Source organism: Wolbachia endosymbiont (group A) of Sicus ferrugineus (assembly GCF_947251515.1).
GTDB lineage: Bacteria > Pseudomonadota > Alphaproteobacteria > Rickettsiales > Anaplasmataceae > Wolbachia.
This window is the reverse complement of the sequence record NZ_OX366370.1, coordinates 606649-629661: the sequence shown is the minus strand read 5'-3', so window position 1 is coordinate 629661 and position 23013 is coordinate 606649. Positions and strand designations below refer to the sequence as shown.

The window sequence follows — 23013 nt, the reverse complement described above, 5'->3', positions numbered from 1 at the left end:
TTCATACCTGTTCTATCTGGACTTCAATTATAGGTCTTTTTAGTAAATATTCCTTTAAGATACTCAATATTGAACTTCCAATCTTATTTTTAATTTTTTTTGTTGGCTGCAAACTAAACAACGACTCAACTTTCTTGACAATTTTCTGTATAATAGCTGCATCTTCTAGCACTTCAAAAACACCAGGTACAAATACTTTCGGTTTAGTAAGCAATTTATTTTTCTTGTTTACAACTGCTGTTACCACAATAACTCCGGCATCTCTCATTCTTTTACGCATTTTTATAACACTGCTCTCCGGATGGCGTAGCAGCATACCATCAATACCAAAGTAGTCAACACTGATTGAATCAACTTTTTCTCCGTTCTCCAAATTAACAATATCACCTGGTGCAATCATTATTGCTTTTTCCACACCGCACTCTTTAGCAAATTTTACATGTGCATGCGTGTGAATATATTCGCCGTGAACTGGAATAGACATCTTCGGTTTTATTAAAGAATACATTTCCTTTAACTCTTCTCTTGTTGGATGCCCAGAAGCATGAACATGCTCTGTTTTTTCAGTAACAACTTCTACCCCCATCTCAATAAAGGCATTGAGCATGTTGTGCGCACGAGTTTCATTTCCAGGAATGATTTTTGACGAAAAGATCATGGTATCACCTTGCTGCATTTTAAATGCTTGATGACTCTTATTAGCAAGCCTTGAAGTTGCTGCCAGTGGCTCACCTTGACAACCTGTGCAAAGTAGCACCAGTTTTTCCCTTGGAAAATTTACTGCTTCCTTTGCTTCAAGAAACTGAGAAGAATCAGTTAAATAACCACTATCTTGAGCAACTTTCACTATTCTCCATAAAGATCTACCAAGTAAAACTACTTTTCTATTTAGTGCTTTTGCAGCTTGGCTTATCGTTTCAATTCGTGCCACATTTGAAGCAAATAGCGAAACAGCAACTAATTTTTTAGACCGCTTTATTATGTTATAAATGTTATTATAAATTTCACCTTCTGACTCAGGGTGATGCTTGCTTAATATATTGGTTGAATCGCAAATTGCTGCAAGCAGGTCACCTTTATCGCCAATTTCTTTTAGACGCTCTATATTAGAAGTTAATCCAACAACAGGTTTTGGATCAAATTTCCAGTCTCCGGTATGGAGTGCACTACCCATTTCAGTGCTAATTAATATTGAATTTGCCTCAGGAATTGAATGAGTTATATTTATAAACTCGACGGTAAAAGGACCCAAATTTGTGCTGCCATTTATGTCCACCTCTTTCACAGGTACTGTACCTTCTAATCGAAACTCCTTTAGTTTCTCCTTAAGAAAATTAACCGTAAACTTTGTTGTATATATGGGGCACTGCAACTCTTCCCACAAGTGGGGCACTGCACCGCAGTGGTCCTCATGTGCATGTGTAATTATTATTCCAAGCAAATCTTTTTTTCTTTGAGCAATAAAATCTACATCAGCAATGAGCAGCTCAACACCTGGCATAGTTTCATCTGCAAAACCAACACCAAGGTCAATCATAATCCACTTACCTTGATAATGATATAGGCTAACATTCATCCCGATTCTTCCTACTCCCCCAAGCGGAAGAAATAAAAACTCATTTTTGTTTATATTCATTAAATTTAAATTATTAAAACCTGAGAATAGCAAAACTTCGACCTTAAATAAAGAAATTTATTGCTTTTACATAGTTTTAAGGAACTAAGAAGTTTCTGTTGGCTAATAATGTTGATATCAACACTATTGTTAAGTTTTCCATTAATAAGGTCAAAGAATTGCAGGATTAAATGAAAACCCGTAAACAGTTACTCCTTCATGTCATTTAGCAGATTTCTTATTTTTTTTTTACTTTACTAAAAAACCCTTCAGATTGCTGTTGTACACTTGCATTTTCCTCTTCTTCAAGTGCTTTTAATAGTTCAATTTGCTTTTTAGTTAAATTTTTTGGATTTAAAGTCTCAACTATTACCTGTACATATAAATCACCACGAACATGTGAGTTCATATATGGCATACCCTTTTCCCTACAACGTAGTTTGGTACCAGTTTGAGTGCCTTCAGGGACCTTTACTTTTATTTTAGCTCCATCAATTGATTGGACATCGATTTCGCCACCAAGCACTGCTAGTGTCATTCTTATAGGCACTTTACAGTGTAAATCTGCTTTATTTCTAGCAAAGATTTTATGGGAAATTATTTTCACGTATACGTATAAATCTCCACTTTTTCCACCTCTTGTTCCAGCTTCTCCTTTATCACTTATCCTTACCTTAGCTCCTTCTTCTATGCCTTTTGGAATTGAAACGGATATATTTACTTCATCTCTTCTACGTCCACTTCCATCACATTTCTTACATTTATTTTGTATTATTTCTCCTTCCCCATAGCATGTAGTACATGTTCTTTCGATGGTAAAAAAGCCTTGTTGAGTTCTAATCCTACCGCTTCCCTGGCATGTGGGGCACTGAACTGGTTTAATTGCTCCTTCGCTACCTGTGCCTTGGCATGTGTCACATTTTACATTTGTCACATAATGTATAGGCGCTTGTATTCCTTTAAATGCATCTTCTAAGGTAATTTTAAGATCATAACGTAGGTCTGCTCCAGACACTCCTGTTGTGCTCCTCTTTGCTCCTGATCTACTTGCACCACCACCGAATCCTCCACCAAAGAAGTCATTGAATATGTCGCTAAAATCTCCTGCAGAGCTAAAGCCTTGAAACCCACCAGAAGCACCTTCGTGGCCATAACGGTCATAGCTTGCCCTTTTCTCAGAGTCAGATAGAACTTCATATGCAGCTGTTACTTCTTTAAATTTTTCCTCTGCTTCTTGATTGCCAGGATTTCTATCAGGATGATATTTTAACGCTAATTTTTTATACGCTTTTTTTATCTCATCAATACTGGCATTTCTTCCTACTTCCAGCAGATCATAGTAGTCTTTTTTGCTCATATATAATAGTTTATTGTTTAACCTTTAAAGATAGGTATTGCATACATTAATTTCAAGTGTGACTTCTGTTTCCTATAAAATGTGGTGCACCCTGAGCGACTTGAACGCCCGACCTTTTGATCCGTAGTCAAATGCTCTAATCCAACTGAGCTAAGGGTGCTTTCATAAAGTTAACTTTAGCAGGTTTTGTAGCTTGATTCAATTAATTTGGCTAAAAATAAAACTGTTAATTTTTATCATACGTGAAACCTGCAAAAAATTGCATTTGTTTTCTTAAGAATCATTTTATGGTCAAGCTCACAACTATACGAACATTTGTAGTCAAGGCACTGGGATCTGGTAGGCCCAAATTGCAATGTTCGTATAGTTGTGGGTTTAGAACCCCTCACAATTCCCAAACTGCTGTTCCGCATTAGAATTATTAAATTCACTATAAGGAGGAGCGCTTGGAGGAGAGTAAGGAGGAGGTGGTCCATAATTCCTAACTGCTTCTTCAGCCTCCTCAATATTGTCTGATTCTTTCTCATGCTTCATATGAAAAGCTAAACCACCAGCAAAACATACAAGAGAATTAACGCCAAGGATAGCTAAACCCCACACTGGTAAGACTGGGTAAACAGCACAAGCTACCTACTTTCAAAACACGTCCCCTCAGATTCTTACTTTGGCATCATTCTACCTTATCTAAAGCCATTTTATACCTTTTTATCCCTTCTGGGGTAACAATGTAACAAAGGGGTATAACTCAGAGCTAGAGGTTATGATTGTAATAAAGATATAAAAAAAACGGATAAGTCAAGCAAAGTTACAAATGTAATTTTGCTTGACTATCCATTTATTACCACCTAAAATAGCTAACAAAGCCATCTCGTATGACATTTTATCTATATCTAATCAAGCATATTAATAAGTAAGTAAATTTTAATATAATCTTAACTGCAAGAAGGAAAGATGATGATGTGGTTTCTGTTTGTCAGGATAATAAGAAAAAAAACGTATTAATTTTAGGGCTCAATCAAGCCGCAAGGAATTTGTTAAAATACGAGGAAGGGAATTTACTTAATAAGCCGTTAATCAATATTTTAAGTGCAAGAGCAGCTGACGACATGAAGAATTATTTAGAGTATACCGAAAATGGACACGATTTACTTGATGTATTACCTAAAGTGATAGGTTTTTCCTTAACTGATGCTAAAGGAGAAGATATAAAGACAAAAGTAAAAGTTTTCCGCACTGCACAATTTGCTAGTAATAAAATAAATTATGAGCTATTGATACGTGATATCAGCTTGTCTCATAAATTAGGAATCTTTAGAGATGAATATCTAATGGGTAAAAAATATAAAAACCATGACTTATTCGATATACCAAACAATGAGTCTACTATTCTAGAGTTATACGTTATATTAAATTTTGCCTTTCAACATCAAATTAATGCAGCTATAGGAGTGATTGGCTTAAATAGTAGCTGTAGTGAGACAAATGATGCACTGAAAGTTATCATAGAACATTTTTATAAAAATTGCCGTAGTGATGATTTTCTAGGGTATATTGATGAGAATAAAGTGCTTTTTGTTTTGATTAACTGCGATGTAAAAAGCACGTCTAAAATAATTAATCGTTTACATTCTGCCATTAATAAGCAGTTATTAAAGCGAAAATTACCAAGTGTATCAATAATTTATGGGAATATAGCTCAAAAACGGGCAGCAAAATCTACCAGCGGCGCCTTCTGAAAAGTTGTTTTTTATTTATATTGAGTTTAAACTTAAATTTTTATAAAAATTTAAGTTTATTTATGAAATTAAGGTACTACCTGGTAGCACTGCTTTCATCATTATTTTTGCAGAGTAGTGCTAGCTCTAGAACAATTTTGGATAAGGAAATATTTTATGTAGAACTAGACGGAAAAATAGATTTGAGATTCGGCTACGCCTTCAACAGAGGTTCTTTCAATGCTAAGGCTAAGGATAAAACTTCAAGTTATTCATACTTGCGCTTTCTTTATTTACAGCAAGTTTATCCAAATACTCAAATGGGGTTTAATGTTAAGGCAGGAGTTTCTGGTATTGCAAACCTAAAAGCGTTAGACATAGAAAAGTTAGACATGGAGGAATGGTATTTCATCATTAAAAATCAGGTGCTTGGATCAATTGAATATGGTAAAAGAAGTTTAGTTAGTCAGGGCATGTTAATTAACACTTCAAAAATTTATACAGCTGCTGGAGGAGTAAATGGTCATTGGACAAACTATGCAAATTTGCGTGGTAACGAAAACAGAAATAATGGCCCTGGATATGATAAAGACAAGGTATTTTGGGTAAAACCCAACATTTACAGTAATTATAATGGACTCGAACTAGGGTTAAAACAATCATCAATTAACTACATCTCCCCTGAAATCTATAACTTTCAACTCGGGTTCAGTTATGTCCCAGGAAAAAATAACTTACAGTACAGCAATTTAATTGCTGCTGGCCTTTCCTATAAAAATGGCCTATCAGATGATATAAATTTTACTACTGCCTTAACTGGTGAAGTTGCAAGAGAAAATTTAACTGATTGCTCAGATGGAACTTCTAAAAATTATGAATGTCGTAATCAATTACTGCACTGGAATTTTGGTTTGAAGCTAAAATTGTTTGATCTTGATTGCATTTTTTCGTATGGTAATGGCGGTAAATCTGGTGAGAAGCGTAATCCTGAAATAAATAATACATATTATATGAATGCAGGTATTGCTTACCATTCTGATTCTCGTAAATTGAGCTTAACATATTTCAATAGTGGTAGGGATATTGCAGCAAACGAGTTAACATCATATGCTTTAAGCCTTGAATATCCATTTTTTATGGGCACTTCATACTATTTCGATATTGTAAAATTTAGTACCAAAGAGCCTGAAGTAGAAAATAGCAACTCTGGTTATGTGCTCTTGACTGGACTGAAATTAAGTTTTTAATGAGGTTACATTGCCTCCTGTCATCCAAGTAGCGGATAACATAGAAACGAAAAACTTACTTGACACATTTTGCCAGCCCCCTTATCATGACGTGTATAACAATGTTACAAAAAATAATATCATAGGGTTCTCTCTACTTTTTCTGGGTAAGGTCAGAATTTCCTCTTAAGCCTTTAGCTCCTCAAATACTTCACTTGCTCTATTTAAAACAGAATCAGGAAAACCAGCAAGTTTTGCTACATGTATTCCATATGACTCATCTGCAATGCCTTCAATTACTTCATGTAGAAAGATAACCTCTCCGTTCCACTCTCTTATTTTTACACAAAAACATTTCACGTTCTTCAAGTATTTACTTACTTTAGTTAATTCATGATAATGAGTTGCAAAAATGGCGCGGCACTTATTTACATTGTGAATATGTTCAATCACTGCCTGTGCAATAGATAATCCATCATACACTCCTGTGCCCCTACCAATTTCATCAAGTATCACCAAGGAACGATCTGTTGCCTGATTTACTATCGTTGCTGTTTCGATCATCTCTACCATGAAGGTAGAATAACCAGCTGTTATATTATCTGTTGCACCAACCCTGCTAAATATCTTGTCAATCACTCCAATATGCGCACTCTCTGCTGGCACAAATGACCCCATGTGAGCTAAAACTGCAATGAGAGCGTTTTGCCTCAAGAAAGTGCTTTTTCCAGCCATATTAGGACCAGTAATTAGATGTATACCAGCTAAATTGATGCTATTTGCAATGAATTTATCGTTAACTTCAACCACTGGATGTCTTCCATTGCGAATATTGAACTCTTTACTGTCATCGATAATGGGTTTTACGTAATCATTTTGCACTGCAAGCTCCGCAAAAGTGGCTCTAATATCAAGTTTTGCCAAAGCATTTGCAGCAAGAGCAATTTTTTCAGATTCTTTAGCGACTTCACTACACAGTTCACTAAAAATTTTCACTTCTAAGCCGATTGCAGCATCACGTGCCGTAAGAATTTTATTTTCTAGTTCTTTCAATTCATTAGTAGTGTAGCGCATGCTATTTGCTAAGCTTTGCCTATGAATAAATATGTCCGAAGTTATTTTGTGATTTGCTGACACTTCAACGTAATAACCAAGTATATTGTTGTGTAATATTTTGAGTGCGGCAATGCCAGTTAGGTCGCGATAAGACTCACGGAGCTTAGTTACCAACTTGTTACTGTTGTTCAATATATAAGATAACTCAGATAATTCTGAGTTGTATTTTGGATTGATAAATCCTCCTTCTTTCACGGAACTGAGGTTATTATCAAGTACAGCGCTGTTTAGAAGCTCGAATAGATCTTTATGATTACCAAGACTTTTATGTATTGTGCTTAGTTCACTCTCGTCACTACTTATCACCTGAGTAGTAAACACTGGTTCCTTTTCTCTAGTCAAGCACTGGAATGACATCTGAGAGTTAATTGCTGGTTTTTCACTTAAACAATAATTATGCAAGGTAGACAGAAACTCAGATAACTCTAAAGTTTTTCCTAGGCCTATTTTTAATAGGTTCATATCCTTTGGTGAACCACGTCCTAGTATTAAGCGCGATAAAGACCTCTCAATATCCGGAATGTTAGATAATATCTCTCGTATTTTTCTGCGTGGCTCATGATTATTTACAAAAAATTGAGCGGTGCTGAGCCTCAAATTGATTGCCTTGGAGCAAGCAAGTGGTGAAGCGAGCATTTGTTTGAGCAGGCGTCCACCAGAGGCTGTAACTGTGTGATCAATAACTGAAATTAGTGAACCTTTCTTTTCACCAAATTGAGTTGAAAACAACTCAAGATTTCTCCTTGCTGAAGCATCAATAAGCATGAAATTTTGTTGCTTATAGGTTTTTGGGAATTCAAGCCTTGGAATGGAGCCCCTTTGTGTTACTCTGACATATTCAAGCAGTGCACCGCACGCCATGATTTCTACTTTGCTGAAATTTCCTATACTCCCAAGTTCCCTGATTTTATAAAACTCGCATAACGTTCTGTGAGATTTACTATACTCAAAAAAACTCTGTGCGTGTTGTGTAATTGATATTTTATAATTTTTTAAAATCGATCTAATTTTTTCGTCCTCAGTGAATTTTTCAGAAATTAATAATTCTCTTGGTGATATACGCAATAAATCACTATCTAGAGCTTTCAAATTCGTTAAAGTGTGAAAAAATTTTCCCGTTGATAATTCAAGCCAACTAATAGCATATTCGTCATTTTGTTCAACTATGGATGCGAGATAATTATTGCTTTTATCCTCCAGTAGCGAATCTTCTATAATTGTACCTGGAGTTACAACTCGTACTACATCACGTTTTACTATGGATTTATAGCCCCTCTTTTTTGCTTCATCAACAGTTTCTAATTGGTCACAGATTGCTACTTTGAATCCTAAATCTATTAGCTTGTGTAGGTAAGATTCGCTACTGTGTGCTGGCACTCCACACATTGGTATTTCTTGCCCATTTGAATTGCCCCTCTTGGTTAGCACTATATTCAGCAATTTCGCAGCTTTAATAGCATCATCGAAAAACAACTCATAAAAATCTCCTAGCCTATAAAATAGCAGATGATCCTTGTATTGAGCTTTCAGGTTCAAATATTGCTCAATCACAGGAGTGTTTCTTTCTTTCACAAAGCTCATAATATTTTTTAATATATTGTATTGGTAATAAATTCAATGTTATTATAGATTATATTGCACATGTGAATAACATAAATTTTAAATAGGTGGAGGGTATTTTTATGATACAAAAACAAATTGAGCAATTTCTGTGTCTTTCTACCTTTTTCTTCACCGATTTAAGTGCTTTTATAGCTATAATGTGCTATCGAAGTTCTCTGTAATCTTAGTTGGTTCTTCTAGAATATTCAAAATATCAGTTGCACAATAAACCCGATCTCTCTTTCCTTGAGAAGTTTGTGAAACGATGCCTAAATCTTCAAGCTTTACGATTGCTCTTTGGGCCGTTGTAAATACGACACCTAAGTTTTCAACCACTTTCCTTATAGTAAAGTAAGGGTTTACAGCGAGATACCTTACAATACCACTCGCAACTCCTTCAGTTTTAGAACTAACTTCAGTTTGCCAATTTGCAATCAAAATGTTAATTCGTTCTGCTCTTGACAATGCATCCAATGATTGCAGTACTACACCATTTAAGAAATAAGAGAACCAATCATGCCACGTGCCTCTGTTGCTTATATTGTAAAGTTGGTCATAATACTCACTTCTTGTAGCTTCAAAAAATGCACTTAAGTATAACAGAGGTGATGATAATAATTTTCTTTCGATCAGAAGTAACGTTATTAATAAACGTCCAATACGTCCATTACCGTCCAAGAATGGGTGAATCGCTTCAAATTGATAATGACATAGAGCTATATGTATAAGTGGGGGTAATGTTCTATCATGTAAAAATTTTTCAAAAGAGTCCAAGCAACCCATCAATTCACCTGGCATTGGTGGCACATATTTTGCTGTGTCTATTGTACATCCTGGGCTTCCAATCCAATTTTGCACTCGGCGAAATTCTCCTGGAGTTGCGTGAGAACCTCTTACACCTTGCATAAGTTTTCCGTGAATTTCTTTAACCAACTGAAGCGACAGTGGAAAAGATTGTAAACGTTTTAGTCCATAATCGAGCGCTGATATATAATTGCGTACTTCTTGTAAATCATCGGGATTGCGATCTACATTAGCACCTGCTTCTTGAGCCAAAATTTCACCAAGAGTTGCTTGAGTTCCCTCGATTCTACTTGAAAGAACTGCTTCACGTGCTATAAAGGGTCGTATGAGAAGATGAGGGTTAGGCAATTTAGCTCCTTCCCTGGATAACATACCCAAAATATGATCTGCTCTGGAAAGACTATTAACTAAATAATTGTCCCATTCAAATTTTGGTGGCAAGGGGTTAGGTATAAATGCCTGATAACCAGCGAATGCTCTAACAACTTTGCCTGATGGTGATCCTTTAATATACATTCATTCAACCTAGCACACTATTTTTATAGTATATATTATTTTCAAATAAAGTCAAAAATGAAAATAAGGCTTTATCTTATTTGCGTGTATGAAAATAAGAAACTCTCTTATTATTGATTTTACTTAAAAACGAAAATAGAAGAAGCTGCTGAACTTTATATTAGCAGTTATCCTGTTTTTCTGGAGAGCTGCTATAAAACTTCTGAGTGAAGTCACTTAATTTTTACACATCTATTGTAGAGTAAGAAGAGCTGAATTTGGGACAAAAATGCTAGCTGATGCTTGGACTTTACTGACACTTACACTACTTGAAACTATACTTAGTGTAGACAATTTAATCTTTATTTCTCTAGCAATAGATAAGGTACCAAATGTGCTGAGAGAAAGAGTGCGCCTTATGGGCCTTGGATTAGCGCTATTAATGCGTTTTGTAATACTATTTTTTACATCATCTATATTGTCAATGCAAAAACCTATATTTCACACTGCATCGCTAAATATTTCAGCAAGGGATTTACTTATGATTGCAGGGGGATTATTCCTTATTGTTAAAAGCTCTATGGAGTTACGAGATGACATCTTCGTATGTAAGAAAAATAAAAAGAAAGCAAACGTTAAATCAAAATTTTTTTTAGTTGTGCTACAAATTATATTAATAGATTTAGTTTTTTCAGTTGATTCGATATTAACTGCTGTAGCACTAACTTATAACATGATAATAATTGCCACAGCGTTTACATTTTCCATGCTAGCAATGCTGTTTTTATCAAGTTATACCGCCCAGTTAATCAAATCTAATCCAGGTTTAAAAGTAATTGCTATCTTATTTGTTTTACTTGTCGGTGTGTACCTCATACTTCATGGATTTCATATAGAATTACCAAAAGGATATTTGTATTCTTCATTTATGTTTGCACTGCTTGTGGAAGTTATAAGCAAAATAAAGAAAACGTAGTGTGTATATATAGCCTTACTCAAGCGAGATTTTCCTGTGGATTTAAGGTAATAATACCAATTCTCATTGTTGGTCAGTCAAATAGGAGAAATTGCAGAGTTGTTTAATTGTGGAGCTGGCAAGAGAAGTAATAAATTTGCACAAAGCACCCTAAAGCAGAGCAATTGTATCGTATATTTTATTGCGCAAAATGTTCTGTTTTATATATAACCAAAGCCTCTCAACAGGATTGAGTTCAGGTGAATATGGAGGTAGGTATATAATCTCAATATTTTTAGCTACCTTTAAATTTTTTGACTTATGCCAACTAGCACAGTCCATAACAAGAACAGCTTCTCTTGTCCCTAGATATTGCGACATTTGCTCAAGAAATACATTCATGCAATCAGTGTTAACATTTAGTGCAAATAAGCTAAAACTCTCTCCATTTTTAGGATTAACTGCACTGTAGAGATAAAAATTATGCCTACCTAATTTTATTTTAACCCGAGTCCTAGTGCCTTTTTTAAACCATCCATGCCCAACTTTCGAATGTGTGCCAAACCTTGATTCATCAAAGAAAAATAGCTCTTTTTCTGGATACTTGCCAATAACTTCATTGAGATTTTTTTTTGAATTCCTCTTGTTTACTTTTATCTTGTACGTTGTGTACTGGTCTTGGTGTAATATATGAAAATTTCATCTTTTGCATATGGCGGTGTACTGTAGATTTGCTGATATTTAATCCGAACTTTTCCTGGATTCTTATTCTCATTTCTTTAATGGTAATATTAGGATTTTCTTCTATACATGCTTCAATTTGCTGTAGTTGAGCCTGATTTAATTTAGTTTTTCTACGGCGTGATGGAGGAGCAAACAGTTTTTCTTCTCTGCCAAATTTCAAGAGTTTTATCCACGAAGTTAGTGCGCTTCTTGAAATTCAATATATTTTTGCTACAGCCGTTATACTATGCTTTTTTGCCGCAATTACAGCATTTAGTTTTTTTGAAACATATGCATTGTTCCTTACTTTCTTCAGCATTTCTTTTGCTGATTCTACTACTTTTTCATCCAATAATTTTGATCTTAATGCCATTTATACCTCGCTACTTCACTTACTTTAGTATGGCTTTTTTCCCATTATTGTCTATCCGTTCTTTGTATAGTGGGAATTGGTATTAATAGAAAGACTAAAGGCAGAATTAAAGAAAGAATCAGATGAAGCATTACAAGAAACCAGAGAAAAGCTTGCAGAACAAGAGAAGTTGATTGAGCAGCTAAAAAAGGAACAGAAGCAAGCAGAAGATCAATCAAAAGCTGATATTAAGAAACTACAGAAAGAAAAAGAAAACATGGAAGAACAATTAAAAATAATACAACAACAACTGTTAAATTACCAAGAACAACGAAAGTTGGAAGAAAAGTTAAAGGGTGTTATAAAAGGTTAGAAGATATTGATGGAGAAACTAAAAAATCACAAGGACAAACAAAAGCTCACAAGCCAGATACAGTGAGTACAGTATCTACTGCAAAATCAACTACAGGCTCTAGTAAATCAACCCTTTCAAAATTGCAGAACTTGACCAATAAGCTTGGGAGATCATAGAAGCCAAGGTTAAAGAAGTTGTCAACGAACATTGTAACATTGGAAAAAATGTAGGTAAAGAACTACGAGATGGCACGTTAAAAGCCAAGTTGTCATCTTCTGTTAGAAAATGCGTAAAAAAATTAGAATTTAACAAACAAGAAGAAGGGGTAAATAAGATTGTAGACTCTATCTTGCACAGCTTTAATAACAGAAATAATAATAATAACGACTCGGGGAGAATTACTTAAAGAAATTGTTGTGAAAGAGCTAGTAGAAGATAGAATGAGATTTTTTTCAGATAAGATTCAAGAGTTACAACTGGCATCAAGTATAAGAGATAAACTTTTATCTCCAGATCAGGGAATGTGTAATCAAACTCAAGGAGGAGTAAACGAATACCAATTAACAGAAAAAGCTAAAAAAGAATACACACCTAATTCCTCGATGAGTCACACTAATACTGTAAGCGTACATTTATTGAATGCTCAGAGAGTAGCCTAAAGTAGACCCTTAGCATAAAGCACCAGCTCCTCTTTTGTTAAAGTGTAGGAGCTGTCTTCCCAATGTTGTTTTAGCAACTCCAAGCTCCTACCTAAACTTTTTCCTGGATGGTGACCTATACTTATTAAATCATCGCCAGATAAAGGAAATTTTGGAATATTGAATGTATTAGCAAACGAAATGTATTTATCAACATTTTCTCCAGACTCAACACCACAAATTTTTACTAAATCACAATATAATTCTCTACCAAATAAAGATATGTATTTTTTTTGCTCTTTTTCTGAGAGTTCTGTTTTGATATCGTTGGATAATAAAAATAACAGCTTTTTCTTTTGCTTGTTTGAAAGACGTAGAAACTTACTTACATATTCTCCAAGACTTAGCCTGTCATTTTTGGTGGTCCTAAGGAGTAACGCTAATTTTACTAGTGCATCAGTGCCGAAAAGAAGTGACGAAGACAGAATTTCGCATTTTACTTCTTTTGGGATAATCTTTTGCAAAACATCAGATTCTTGCATGCTCTTAAGTGTTGGAAAAGGATCATTGCACTCCAGCAATTTAAGTATTTCATCTCTTATTCTCTCTCCAGAGAGGTTTTGGATCATATGCGAATGCTTTTTGCATACGCTTAGTATTTCATCACTCAAATCTCCGACGCATATTTTTGCATGAAAACGAAATGCTCTTAAAATACGTAGATAGTCTTCTTCAATTCTATCTTCAGCGTTGCCTATAAAGTTTAACCTTCGCGCCTTTAAGTCCTCTATACCACCAAAGTAATCATATATATGGCCATGCTTATCTGCATATAGAGCGTTAAATGTAAAGTCACGCCTTGAAGCATCAGCTTGCCAATTATTAGTAAATTCTACTTTCGCATGCCTGCCATCACATTTCACATCATGCCTTAGTGTTGTGATCTCAAAAGATCTTTGATTTAGAACCGCAGTTATAGTCCCATGTTTTAAGCCAGTTGGAATAGTTTTTATATTACGGAGTTTTAGCGCTTTCATCACCTGATCAGGAAGCAAATTGGTAGAGAGATCAATATCATGGACATCACGCTGCAAAATTGAGTCTCTCACACACCCGCCGACAAGCCTAGCCTCACCACCAAATTTCTCTATGGCATCGATGATTAAACTAGCTTCATGGTCAACTTGCATTTAGGTTAGTACGTACTGCAAGTGCATATTATATGAAATGCTTGCAAAAGCCCTATATAAAAATATACAGGGCTATGAAGATTTACTTTACAAGTATTGGTTGCTGCTGATGAAATGGTTGTTCTGCCATCGATTCCGTACCACATCTTGAACTTAGTAAACTTGAAGGGTTTTGCTCTTCAGAGCGCTCTATGCGCTGCTTTATATCACTAACGCACTGCTCTACAACATCACAAATTTTTCCATTAGCATTTTCTGCCAATAACTCATCAAATCTCTTTTCAACCTCTGCTCTATCAGAGATATCCTTTGAAAGGTTACAATATTCTAAGATCTCATCTAACTGCAGTTTTTTTGCTAATAGAAGGTCTTCTTGCTCTTGCTGCTGTCTTATTAATTCTTGAGTTACAATTTCAACTCTAGAGTAATGATTCCCTCCAAGATATATTGTTTCTCGCTCTTTACTACCCCATAACTCGTCATTTAATTTATAACTCTCACGATTAAATACCTGATTTAACTGATCATCATTATTTATCATTTGTGGATCTGGCTCAAACTTTTGTTGCTTCTCTCTACCGCTAACTTCACAATGGACATTAATTTCAATATTAGCTAAAGAAGCTAATGTCTGAACTTCTTCAATGAAAGGAAAATAACTTTTACTTTCTATTGCTTCTAGATAGGCTTGATAGAGTTCAGGTTTGTCAAGAAATGAGCGTGTAATAAATTCACTGTTATATTGGACATCGTACTCATTTTCACCAAGGGCCTCTGCATATTCTCTTAAATCACGCATAGCTTGATCATGCGATATATTAAATTTGCTAACAGCTTTACTTACTAACCTCTTCACATTACCTTCAGCATTTTTAATTTTCCTATTTGTTTGCTCAACCAACTCCTTTATTCTATCAGACTTACCAGTTAAATCCCCTGGCTTGTTTAAAAACATATTAAAAACCTTTTCTAGCTGAGCTCTTAAAGGAGCTGGCATACTTACATCATCTAAAGATGTAAATTGACTTAAAAATTTGTGCCATTCCATTCTCATATCTTGCGCTCTTTCAGCTTTATATGGACCAGAGCTATTATCACCAAACACAGCATGAAAAAAACAATTGCCATCGCCCGCAGTATTATACTTAACTACTTGGCTATTAGTTGGTAATTTCCGTTCCCTAGATTGAAGCATAGTTTTTACCTTAATTTAAGCTATATATTACTATACCAACAAAACTGTCAATAAGTAACTAATTAAGTATAGCAGAAATTCTTAAATTGTGCAATAATTATGGCTTTAAATAGCAAATATGAGCTTTAACTGTGGTATAGTTGGGTTACCAAACATAGGAAAATCAACTTTATTTAATGCACTTACAGAGTCAAGTGCAGCCGAAGCTGCAAATTATCCTTTTTGCACAATCGAGCCAAATATAGGCAAGATTTCGATAAAAGATCAGCGTTTGAAACAAATCGCAGCAATTGCCGGTTCAGAGAAGATAATTTATAATCAATTAGAAGTTGTGGATATTGCAGGTCTTGTAAAGGGCGCAAGCAAAGGTGAAGGACTCGGAAACAAATTTTTGAGTTATATCAGAGAAGTTGATGCCATCGTGCATCTACTCAGGTGCTTTATAAATGATGATATTAACCATGTACACAATGAAATAGATCCAATATCAGATGCTGAAGTGGTGGAAATGGAGTTAATTCTAGCTGATATTGATAGCATAGAAAAAAGGCTTCCTCAATTGGAAAAGAAAGCAAAACAAGGTGATAAAGAGCTAAAGAGACAACTTGAATTAATGCAAGAGGTATTAGCTACTTTAAAACTCGGTAAACCTGCAAGAAGTTTGGAAAACATGGACGAAGCCGAAATGAAGTCACTTCAATTGCTGACAACAAAGCCCGTTATGTACGTTTGCAATGTTGAAGATACAAATGTTATAACTGGCAATGAATTATCTCAAAAGGTAGAGAGAATGGCGGAGGAAAATAAAAGCAAATTTTATTGCATTTCAGCAAAACTTGAAGCAGATATTGCAAATCTTGATAGTGAAGAGGAAAAACAGAGTTTCTTGTCAGAATTTGGCTTACAAGAATCAGGCCTTGATGGAGTAGCGCGTATTATGTATGAAGTGCTGAGTATGATAACTTTCTTTACTGTGGGCCCCAAAGAAGCACGGGCATGGCCAGTAAAAATAGGATCAACAGCTGATAAGGCAGCAGGTGTAATCCACACTGATTTTGAGAAAGGCTTCATAAAAGCAGAAACTATAAGCTTTGCAGACTACATAAAGTATGGAAGTAAATCAGCTTGCAAAGACGCAGGAAAAATTTGCTTTGAAGGCAGAGATTATATCGTACAAGATGGTGATATAATGCACTTTAGGTTTAATGTGTAGCTTTCTGGGGAGAAGAAACTCCTCCTTCTACAGTGTATTCGTTTAGGGGAGAGGTTTAAGAAACAATTGACCTTACCCAGAAAAAGTAATGCAAAAAATCTATTGGTTTTTTATAAATAAAATCCTAAGGCATTTTTTACTGTAGATTAATCATTTGATTATAGTATCATCTTAATTAAGCTTATGCTTGGAATATTTATGAAGAGTATTTTATACTTTGTATTATTAGTTGTTGTATTTGGATCACTGAGCCTATTTGCTGTAGAGCAATTTGAAGAAAAGAAAATCGAATCAGTTCATAAAAACGAAAATGTAGTTGTAAGGAAGCAAGATAGCACAAATCAAAAAGATGAGTTGAAAAGCAACTTCGATGCTAAACAAACACAAAGTGAAGGTGAAAGGATTGATAAAGATTTGCCAAATGACCAGCTAGAAGAAAGTACAGGCGAATTTGCTCGAAATTTACCAAATGTGGCCAATAAAGAAGTGAATAAAGATTTGAAACCAGAGCCTTTGCCTTTAAGTGCTGATTTAAATGAGAATACAACTGCCCCGCAAAAAAATCTACAAGCTGATCAGAAGATTGATATAAAAGATAATGAACTTTCAAAAAGTGATGCGAGTCAATTATTAGAGGGAAAAAAAGAAAAAGTAGAGAATCAGTTTGAAGAAAAAAAAGTGAAAGAAACAAACAATAATTCTAAGTACCGCAATAGAGTAAAACCTATAACTAAAAAAGATGAAGAAGAGCAAAGTGAAAAGAAAAATTTACAAAAATGGACAAAGCTAAACAGAGAACCAATAAAAGAATGGGGTCATAAAGATATACAAAGCAAGTCAATATATAAACGACAATATGATAGCCTTAATGAGCATCTTCCTACAACTGTATTTATTGATGATTACAGTAAGCAATTTTTTTACTGTATTAAGAAAAATAACTTACCTTGCTTAAGAGGAATAATGAGTAAGCTAGAAAAAATTGGATTAACAACTCAAGAGATACTAAGGTTTAGAAATAAATTGGGTGATACTCCTCTCATTTATTCAGTTAAACAAGGTGAGGTAGACATAGTGCGCTTTCTCTTATTACAAGGCGCTGATCTTAGAGTAGTTAATAATAATTTTCAATCCCCAATTGATATAGCAATCGAAAAAAAGCAGATCAATATAATAAATGCGATTGCCGAAATGATGCCACATCTTTTGGAGGATAGAAAAATAGACAATAAAGAAAGCTCAGCAATGTACGATTGGGCTGTGAAAACGAAAGAAAACAATGAGTCGCAGTGCGATAAGCAAGATGATTAGATTTTTGATATTAATTTTAGTTGGTCATTTATGTTATGGAAACGAAACAAATGATGAAAAAAATCAGATTAGTGATTTTTTAAATGCTCTGCATGATGTAAAATACGTATCTTACAGTAAAAAAGACTTTGCTGAATTTTTGGTGCAGTGCCACAAAGAGGGCGTGCCAGAAGATTTTAAGAAAGGTTTTGGCTCTAACTTAAATGGAGCTAATTTTAGCCAATTGTACCTAAGTGGATCTGTTTTTGATGGAGTAAGTCTGATTGGTGCTGATTTTTCTAATACTGATTTATCCGACGTGTCTTTCATTGATGTTGATTTACGTGGTGCTAATTTCTCCAATGCTAATTTACATGGCATTAAAATAAAAGGTACAAATTTGAGTTTTACAAAATTTGTTTCTGCAAACTTAACAGATATCGTATTTGATCAGTCTAATGTTAGTTATGCTGATTTTATCAGTTCCGATCTCAAAAAAGTAAGTATGCACAACGTAATTGGTTTGCATACTAATTACTCGAATGTGAAAATGAATCTCTCCAACTTATCAAACTCGAATGTTAGCTACGTAAATTTTAATGATAGTGAAATAAACGATACTGTTATGCAGAAAAATAACCTTGATAATGCAAGTTTCTTTGGAGTGGATGCATATAAATTAAAGATACAATTTTCTTCATTAAAAAATGCTAACATATATGGTGCAGAGTTAAAAGAATCAGACTTTACAGGTAGCAATCTTTCCGATGCCTGCCTTAATTCTTCTATCATAATTAACAGTAACTTCGACGAAGCTAATTTAAGCAACACACAAATTTCCTATGTGAATGACGATAATTCAAGTTTTGTTCAATCTATACTAAATGGTTCCAAGATAAAACATGTATATGTTTCTGGAGCAAGTCTTCAGGATGCTGATTTATCCAATATTGATTTTAGTTTTAGTGAACTGCATCAAGTTAATGTCTCTAATGCTGACATTCGTCACGGAAAGTTTCATAATACTAAAGTTGCGAATTCTAACATGAATGGCTCATTTTTTGACCATTCACTATTCACCTCTACGAAGATAGAAGATTCAGACCTTTCTACAACTTCAATGTATAAGATAAAAATCCAAGACTCTCAAGTTTATAACAGTACACTTTTTCACTATAATATTGATTCCAGTGAAATAGAAAATTCAACATTCTTTAATTTATTAGCTGATAATTCGAGCTGGTCCAATTTAAAAGTAACTAATTCAAATTTTATTGAAAGCGATTTCAGATCTTCTTTGCTTCACACTAATGCCTTTAGGAAAACTAGCTTTTTTCTTAGCAATTTGAGCAATTCAACAATTAGTGATATGTCTTTTCACTCTTCAAGCATATATAAAAGTTCAGTTGCTGATGCTCATTTAACAGATTGCAAGTTTGATAATTCAATTTTGATTGACAATCAAGGGCAGAAAAAACTTGCAGGGTTAGAAAATGCTATAACTTCAATTGGAGATTTGCAAGAGAAAATATCACAGGGTGAAAAATTTAATGTAAATTATTCTTACTTTGAATTTAAGAATATGAATTTAGAAAATGCTGATTTTTCTAATTCAACATTGAGTAGAGCAAAGTTTGTAAACGTTAATTTGAATAAGGCAAATCTTGAAAAAACCGATTTGCGCTATACTGTCTTTGATAACTCTTCTCTCATTGGCACCAACTTATCAAATTCTAATTTAAAAGGTTCTAGCTTTTTAAACTCTGATCAAAAAAGCGCCATGTTAAAAAATGCAAAGAAAAATGACCATAAAAAGTGAGGGCATATTATTGGTTCTATCCTCTCCTTCTGGAGCTGGAAAAACTACTATATCAGAAAAATTACTTGAGCGATCAACTAATTTAGTTAGGTCTGTTTCTACAACTACGCGCAAGCCTCGCTCTGGCGAAATAAATGGAAAAGACTATTTTTTCGTTACCGAAGAAAAATTTCACGAGTTATGCGAAGCTGGTCAGATGCTTGAATACGCCAAAGTTTTTGAGAATTTTTATGGTATACCAAGAGATTTTATAGAGCAAAACTTAAGCAGTGGAATAAGCGTTTTACTAAGCATAGACTGGCAAGGAGCATTTCACTTATTCAAGCTCATGAAAAAAAAAGTTGTGAGTGTTTTTATACTTCCCCCTTCAATGGAAGAGCTTAGGTTGCGTTTGCAAAAGCGTAATAGTGATGATGCAAGCGAAATAGAGCGCAGATTAGCCGAAGCTCAAAAAGAGATAAGCAAACGTGATAAATATGATTATGTAATAATCAATGATGATATTGATAAAAGTGTAGAAGAGATAAGCTCCATACTAAATAAAGAAAGACTTAAAAAACTAAAAGAAAAACCAAGTCTGTAAAAACATCAATTTGCAGCTATAATTTCTTATCCTATTTTAGCCAATAGCACGTTTTGCAGTTACTCACTTTAGCTATATTTATTATTTTTTAAGACAAAATGGTTAAAATAGTAGACAACTGTTCAAGTGAGGTTTAACTATGACGGCAAACTTTCTTACAGAAATTAATTTTCTGCCTTTCCACCTATATTTCGATCACATATACAACGTTTAGCTCAAATTAAAAGTCAAACTTCTTGGTTGTTAGTTTAGTGCTGACAACTTAAATAGCTTTTAATATTGAGGTTTTAGTATGAGTACAGATCTAAGTGCACTAGCTACTAATGCAAAAAAATTAGATAAATACATAGATAAAAATGAAAAGCGAGAGCAGGATAGAAAAGACGAGCAATTGTATGACATTATAGAGAGAAAGGTAAAAAAAGAAGAGCATAAGCGTGAAAAACCAAGAAGTCGAGATGGAACCCTCAAGAAGTGTAAAAGGTTATTCAAGGAAGGTGCTAGTCCTGAAGTATTAACTAAATTAGAAGAATCACTTAGAGAACAAGAAAAATATTATAGGTACTATGTCCAGTGCTTTCTTCCGGTATTGAATAGAAAAATATCGAAAGAACTAGACCCTATAGAAAAAGAGGAAATAGGACAAGTAATTTCAGAAATTACTTATAATAGCAAATATTGTTTTACCCACAACCAAAATGATCGTAGAAATAGTGAAGACAGTGGAATTGAAAGTGACTACAGTAGCGATGCTGGTGATGATTATGAGAAACATTCAATCAGTAACCCTAATGCAGCAAATGAAGATCAAGAAATAGAGAAAAGCAACGAAATAACAAATAGCAATGCTCTATTACTAAAAGCGATCAAAAATGGAAATAACAGGAAATTTAAAAAATATCTAAAAGGTTGCGCAGATATTAGCAGCATAAAAGCTGAAGAAGGGAAAAATATTTTACACCTTATCGCGTCGTTGGAAAAGAAACAGAAATGCAAGTTTCTAGGTGCCCTAATAAAAACGGTCACCGAGGAAGATTTAGCACAACTCATTAATAGTAAAAATCAGGAAGAACAAACACCTCTTCATCAGTTGCTTCAGCATATAAAAGAAAAGAATGAGGATCGATCATGTACAGATAGAAAATTTGAAAAAACAAATAGGTATAAAGCCTTAGAGTTATTTCTACAAAATGGTGCAGATATTACTGTGCAAGATAAAGATGGAAAAAATGCTCTGCACTATATTGCTTTACTAAAAGGAGAACAAAAAGTTACATGTTTAGAGTTGATTTCAAATAAAGATGGATTTAGTAATGCTGTAAATACTACTAACAAGGAAGAACAAATACCGCTCCATCTGGTACTCCAGCGCATACAAGAAAAGAATAAAGAACCTTCATTGAAAAATAAAATAAAAAATGTAGTAAAAAAAGAATTTAAGGATACTGGCAGGTTTAAAGCCTTAGAGTTATTTCTACAAAATGGTGCAGATATTACTGTGCAAGATAAAGATGGAAAAAATGCTCTTCACTATATTGCTTCATTCAAAGGAAGACAAAAAGTTGCATGTTTGGAATTGATTTTAGGTTTAATAAAAGAAAGAAAAATATCTGAAGATCAATTAAGAGAGGCTGTGAATGCACCTAATGGAGAAGAGAACACACCCCTAGAATTGGCATTAAAGAAAAAAGCAGAAAAAAGAAGTATCGAATACTTACCGCAAGGAACAATTTTTGATACAGCAGCTGCTTATGACAATACAACAAAATTTTGTACAATGCTGCTAGAAATAGGCGCTGATCCCTGTTCTCTGGAGCTGAAAGATCCAAAATTCCATACTAAAAAGTACTATTTAACTTTACGAGATCTAAAAGATTATTCAGGGACTCCACAGAAAGCACAGGAGAAAGCTAAAGAACTAAAAGAGAAGCTTGAGGAAAAATACCACTGTAAAACTGCTTCAAAAAAATGCAAGTCTGACATTAAAGAAGCAGGTTCTGGTATAAGAAAAGGAGTATCTGTTGTAGCAGGATTCATAGATCCAGCAAAAAGGACCCGCGAACTGTTAGCAATCACGATAACGATTACTGTTATTGCAATGGTAACATTTGCTTTCTTTCAGGGTCAAATGGCAATTGGAGCAGCCATTCCTATCATAGCTACTGCTGGAGTTATATGTCTTACTATCACTTTAGGGTTTGATGGTATTAAGAAACTTTTTGAAAAATCGACCAACAAAGCACAGGACACATTTAACGACAAAAATCGCTCTAATTCAACAACAGAGCAGAATCAAGCTTCGAAGAACCCTATTGACAATGATCAACAGAATCTAGGAAATGATTCTGAAGACCTAGCAGCAAAAAGACAACAAAATCAATCAGAGCATACAGAAAACCCAGCTACTAAAATGAGCGATGTATCAATACTACGTCAATTCATGAATAAGCTAGTAGGGAACGTTCTATAGCTAGCCTAAGTTCTACAATTTGATATGCCGTCATTCCGCTACTCGTTAGCGCCGCGGTATAGCATATTTTGCACCTGTTCACTTTAGCTATATACCAATATTTATCCTTTCTTAAAACTAAACGTTCAAAATAGAGTAGATAATTGTTAAAGTGAGGTTTAACTATGATGACAAATTTCCTAGCAGAAACGCTCTTCTGCCTGTATTTCGATTACATATACAACATTTTAAAATTTAAATCTAGCTTCTTAGTTGTTAGTTCTCAATCTAAAATTGTTAACACATACAACTACAAAAATA

At 34.3% G+C, this 23013-nt stretch carries 17 protein-coding genes, 1 tRNA gene and 1 pseudogene; 10 read left to right on the top strand and 9 right to left on the bottom strand.

Annotation, left to right across the window (positions count from 1 at the left end):
• Position 1: 1 nt before the first annotated feature.
• The 4 genes from OPR24_RS03240 to OPR24_RS03225 all read right to left on the bottom strand — a co-directional run bounded on the left by OPR24_RS03240 (position 2) and on the right by OPR24_RS03225 (position 3506).
• Entirely contained in the window at positions 2 to 1636 is a 1635-nt protein-coding gene (locus OPR24_RS03240) for a ribonuclease J (RefSeq protein ID WP_265033941.1), read from the bottom strand.
• 217 nt (positions 1637 to 1853) lie between these two features.
• A complete protein-coding gene (gene dnaJ / locus OPR24_RS03235; RefSeq protein WP_265033940.1) occupies positions 1854 to 2972 on the bottom strand; it encodes a molecular chaperone DnaJ in 1119 nt (372 codons plus the stop codon).
• Between the two features lie 82 nt (positions 2973 to 3054).
• Positions 3055 to 3132, bottom strand: a tRNA-Arg gene (locus tag OPR24_RS03230).
• Positions 3133 to 3347: 215 nt separating this feature from the next.
• Positions 3348 to 3506 carry a hypothetical protein gene (locus tag OPR24_RS03225; protein WP_265033939.1) on the bottom strand — a complete coding sequence of 53 codons (159 nt, stop codon included), beginning with the start codon at positions 3504 to 3506 and terminating at the stop codon, positions 3348 to 3350.
• A 425-nt stretch (positions 3507 to 3931) separates the two neighbouring features.
• Here OPR24_RS03225 and OPR24_RS03220 point away from each other — a divergent pair, with 425 nt between their 5' ends.
• Complete coding sequence (locus OPR24_RS03220; protein ID WP_265033938.1) at positions 3932 to 4708, top strand: hypothetical protein; 777 nt, start codon at positions 3932 to 3934, stop codon at positions 4706 to 4708.
• Positions 4709 to 4770: 62 nt separating this feature from the next.
• Positions 4771 to 5934, top strand: coding sequence for a porin (locus OPR24_RS03215; RefSeq protein WP_265033937.1), 1164 nt, complete (start codon positions 4771 to 4773; stop codon positions 5932 to 5934).
• A 165-nt stretch (positions 5935 to 6099) separates the two neighbouring features.
• Here the strand turns inward: OPR24_RS03215 and mutS are convergent, their stop codons facing one another.
• Positions 6100 to 8610, bottom strand: coding sequence for a DNA mismatch repair protein MutS (mutS, locus tag OPR24_RS03210; protein WP_265033935.1), 2511 nt, complete (start codon positions 8608 to 8610; stop codon positions 6100 to 6102).
• 174 nt (positions 8611 to 8784) lie between these two features.
• The gene (locus OPR24_RS03205) at positions 8785 to 9951 is read right to left on the bottom strand and encodes a Fic family protein (protein WP_265033933.1); all 1167 of its coding nucleotides are present in this window, start codon (positions 9949 to 9951) and stop codon (positions 8785 to 8787) included.
• 268 nt (positions 9952 to 10219) lie between these two features.
• On the opposite strand from OPR24_RS03205, the gene OPR24_RS03200 reads away from it, so the two are divergent.
• Positions 10220 to 10906: a TerC family protein gene (locus OPR24_RS03200; RefSeq protein ID WP_265033932.1), complete on the top strand. Its 687-nt coding sequence runs from the start codon at positions 10220 to 10222 to the stop codon at positions 10904 to 10906.
• Positions 10907 to 10969: 63 nt separating this feature from the next.
• Here OPR24_RS03200 and OPR24_RS03195 read toward each other — a convergent pair.
• Positions 10970 to 11981, bottom strand: a pseudogene (locus tag OPR24_RS03195) (IS630 family transposase).
• A gap of 76 nt (positions 11982 to 12057) precedes the next feature.
• On the opposite strand from OPR24_RS03195, the gene OPR24_RS03190 reads away from it, so the two are divergent.
• Positions 12058 to 12333 (top strand): EMC3/TMCO1 family protein, encoded by a 276-nt coding sequence (locus OPR24_RS03190; protein WP_265033930.1) that lies wholly within the window; start codon positions 12058 to 12060, stop codon positions 12331 to 12333.
• Positions 12334 to 12731: 398 nt separating this feature from the next.
• A complete protein-coding gene (locus tag OPR24_RS03185; protein ID WP_265033929.1) occupies positions 12732 to 12974 on the top strand; it encodes a hypothetical protein in 243 nt (80 codons plus the stop codon).
• On the opposite strand, the gene OPR24_RS03180 is transcribed toward OPR24_RS03185, so the two are convergent.
• Positions 12971 to 14143, bottom strand: a complete 1173-nt coding sequence (locus OPR24_RS03180; RefSeq protein ID WP_265033926.1) for a CCA tRNA nucleotidyltransferase — start codon at positions 14141 to 14143, stop codon at positions 12971 to 12973. The genes OPR24_RS03185 and OPR24_RS03180 overlap by 4 nt on opposite strands.
• 82 nt (positions 14144 to 14225) lie before the next feature.
• Positions 14226 to 15338 carry a hypothetical protein gene (locus OPR24_RS03175; RefSeq protein WP_265033924.1) on the bottom strand — a complete coding sequence of 371 codons (1113 nt, stop codon included), beginning with the start codon at positions 15336 to 15338 and terminating at the stop codon, positions 14226 to 14228.
• A gap of 118 nt (positions 15339 to 15456) precedes the next feature.
• Here OPR24_RS03175 and ychF point away from each other — a divergent pair, with 118 nt between their 5' ends.
• From ychF to OPR24_RS03150, 5 genes are all read left to right on the top strand, one after another.
• Positions 15457 to 16551 carry a redox-regulated ATPase YchF gene (gene ychF / locus OPR24_RS03170; RefSeq protein ID WP_265033922.1) on the top strand — a complete coding sequence of 365 codons (1095 nt, stop codon included), beginning with the start codon at positions 15457 to 15459 and terminating at the stop codon, positions 16549 to 16551.
• A 198-nt stretch (positions 16552 to 16749) separates the two neighbouring features.
• Positions 16750 to 17862: an ankyrin repeat domain-containing protein gene (locus OPR24_RS03165; protein ID WP_265033920.1), complete on the top strand. Its 1113-nt coding sequence runs from the start codon at positions 16750 to 16752 to the stop codon at positions 17860 to 17862.
• A complete protein-coding gene (locus OPR24_RS03160; protein ID WP_265033988.1) occupies positions 17855 to 19660 on the top strand; it encodes a pentapeptide repeat-containing protein in 1806 nt (601 codons plus the stop codon). The genes OPR24_RS03165 and OPR24_RS03160 overlap by 8 nt, the downstream gene beginning before the upstream one ends.
• Positions 19644 to 20243 (top strand): guanylate kinase, encoded by a 600-nt coding sequence (gene gmk / locus OPR24_RS03155; protein WP_265033986.1) that lies wholly within the window; start codon positions 19644 to 19646, stop codon positions 20241 to 20243. Before OPR24_RS03160 ends, gmk begins: the two co-directional genes overlap by 17 nt.
• Before the next feature lie 292 nt (positions 20244 to 20535).
• Positions 20536 to 22713, top strand: a complete 2178-nt coding sequence (locus OPR24_RS03150; protein WP_265033918.1) for an ankyrin repeat domain-containing protein — start codon at positions 20536 to 20538, stop codon at positions 22711 to 22713.
• Positions 22714 to 23013: the final 300 nt, after the last annotated feature.

What these genes read in the sequence shown, in the direction of transcription:
- OPR24_RS03175 (WP_265033924.1), bottom strand. Translation starts at nt 15,338, where the DNA reads ATGCTTCAATCTAGGGAACGGAAATTACCAACTAATAGCCAAGTAGTT.
- OPR24_RS03225 (WP_265033939.1), bottom strand. Translation starts at nt 3,506, where the DNA reads ATGAAGCATGAGAAAGAATCAGACAATATTGAGGAGGCTGAAGAAGCA.
- OPR24_RS03200 (WP_265033932.1), top strand. Translation starts at nt 10,220, where the DNA reads ATGCTAGCTGATGCTTGGACTTTACTGACACTTACACTACTTGAAACT.
- OPR24_RS03215 (WP_265033937.1), top strand. Translation starts at nt 4,771, where the DNA reads ATGAAATTAAGGTACTACCTGGTAGCACTGCTTTCATCATTATTTTTG.
- OPR24_RS03150 (WP_265033918.1), top strand. Translation starts at nt 20,536, where the DNA reads ATGAGTACAGATCTAAGTGCACTAGCTACTAATGCAAAAAAATTAGAT.
- dnaJ (WP_265033940.1), bottom strand. Translation starts at nt 2,972, where the DNA reads ATGAGCAAAAAAGACTACTATGATCTGCTGGAAGTAGGAAGAAATGCC.
- gmk (WP_265033986.1), top strand. Translation starts at nt 19,644, where the DNA reads ATGACCATAAAAAGTGAGGGCATATTATTGGTTCTATCCTCTCCTTCT.
- ychF (WP_265033922.1), top strand. Translation starts at nt 15,457, where the DNA reads ATGAGCTTTAACTGTGGTATAGTTGGGTTACCAAACATAGGAAAATCA.
- OPR24_RS03165 (WP_265033920.1), top strand. Translation starts at nt 16,750, where the DNA reads ATGAAGAGTATTTTATACTTTGTATTATTAGTTGTTGTATTTGGATCA.
- OPR24_RS03240 (WP_265033941.1), bottom strand. Translation starts at nt 1,636, where the DNA reads ATGAATATAAACAAAAATGAGTTTTTATTTCTTCCGCTTGGGGGAGTA.
- OPR24_RS03160 (WP_265033988.1), top strand. Translation starts at nt 17,855, where the DNA reads ATGATTAGATTTTTGATATTAATTTTAGTTGGTCATTTATGTTATGGA.
- OPR24_RS03180 (WP_265033926.1), bottom strand. Translation starts at nt 14,143, where the DNA reads ATGCAAGTTGACCATGAAGCTAGTTTAATCATCGATGCCATAGAGAAA.
- mutS (WP_265033935.1), bottom strand. Translation starts at nt 8,610, where the DNA reads ATGAGCTTTGTGAAAGAAAGAAACACTCCTGTGATTGAGCAATATTTG.
- OPR24_RS03205 (WP_265033933.1), bottom strand. Translation starts at nt 9,951, where the DNA reads ATGTATATTAAAGGATCACCATCAGGCAAAGTTGTTAGAGCATTCGCT.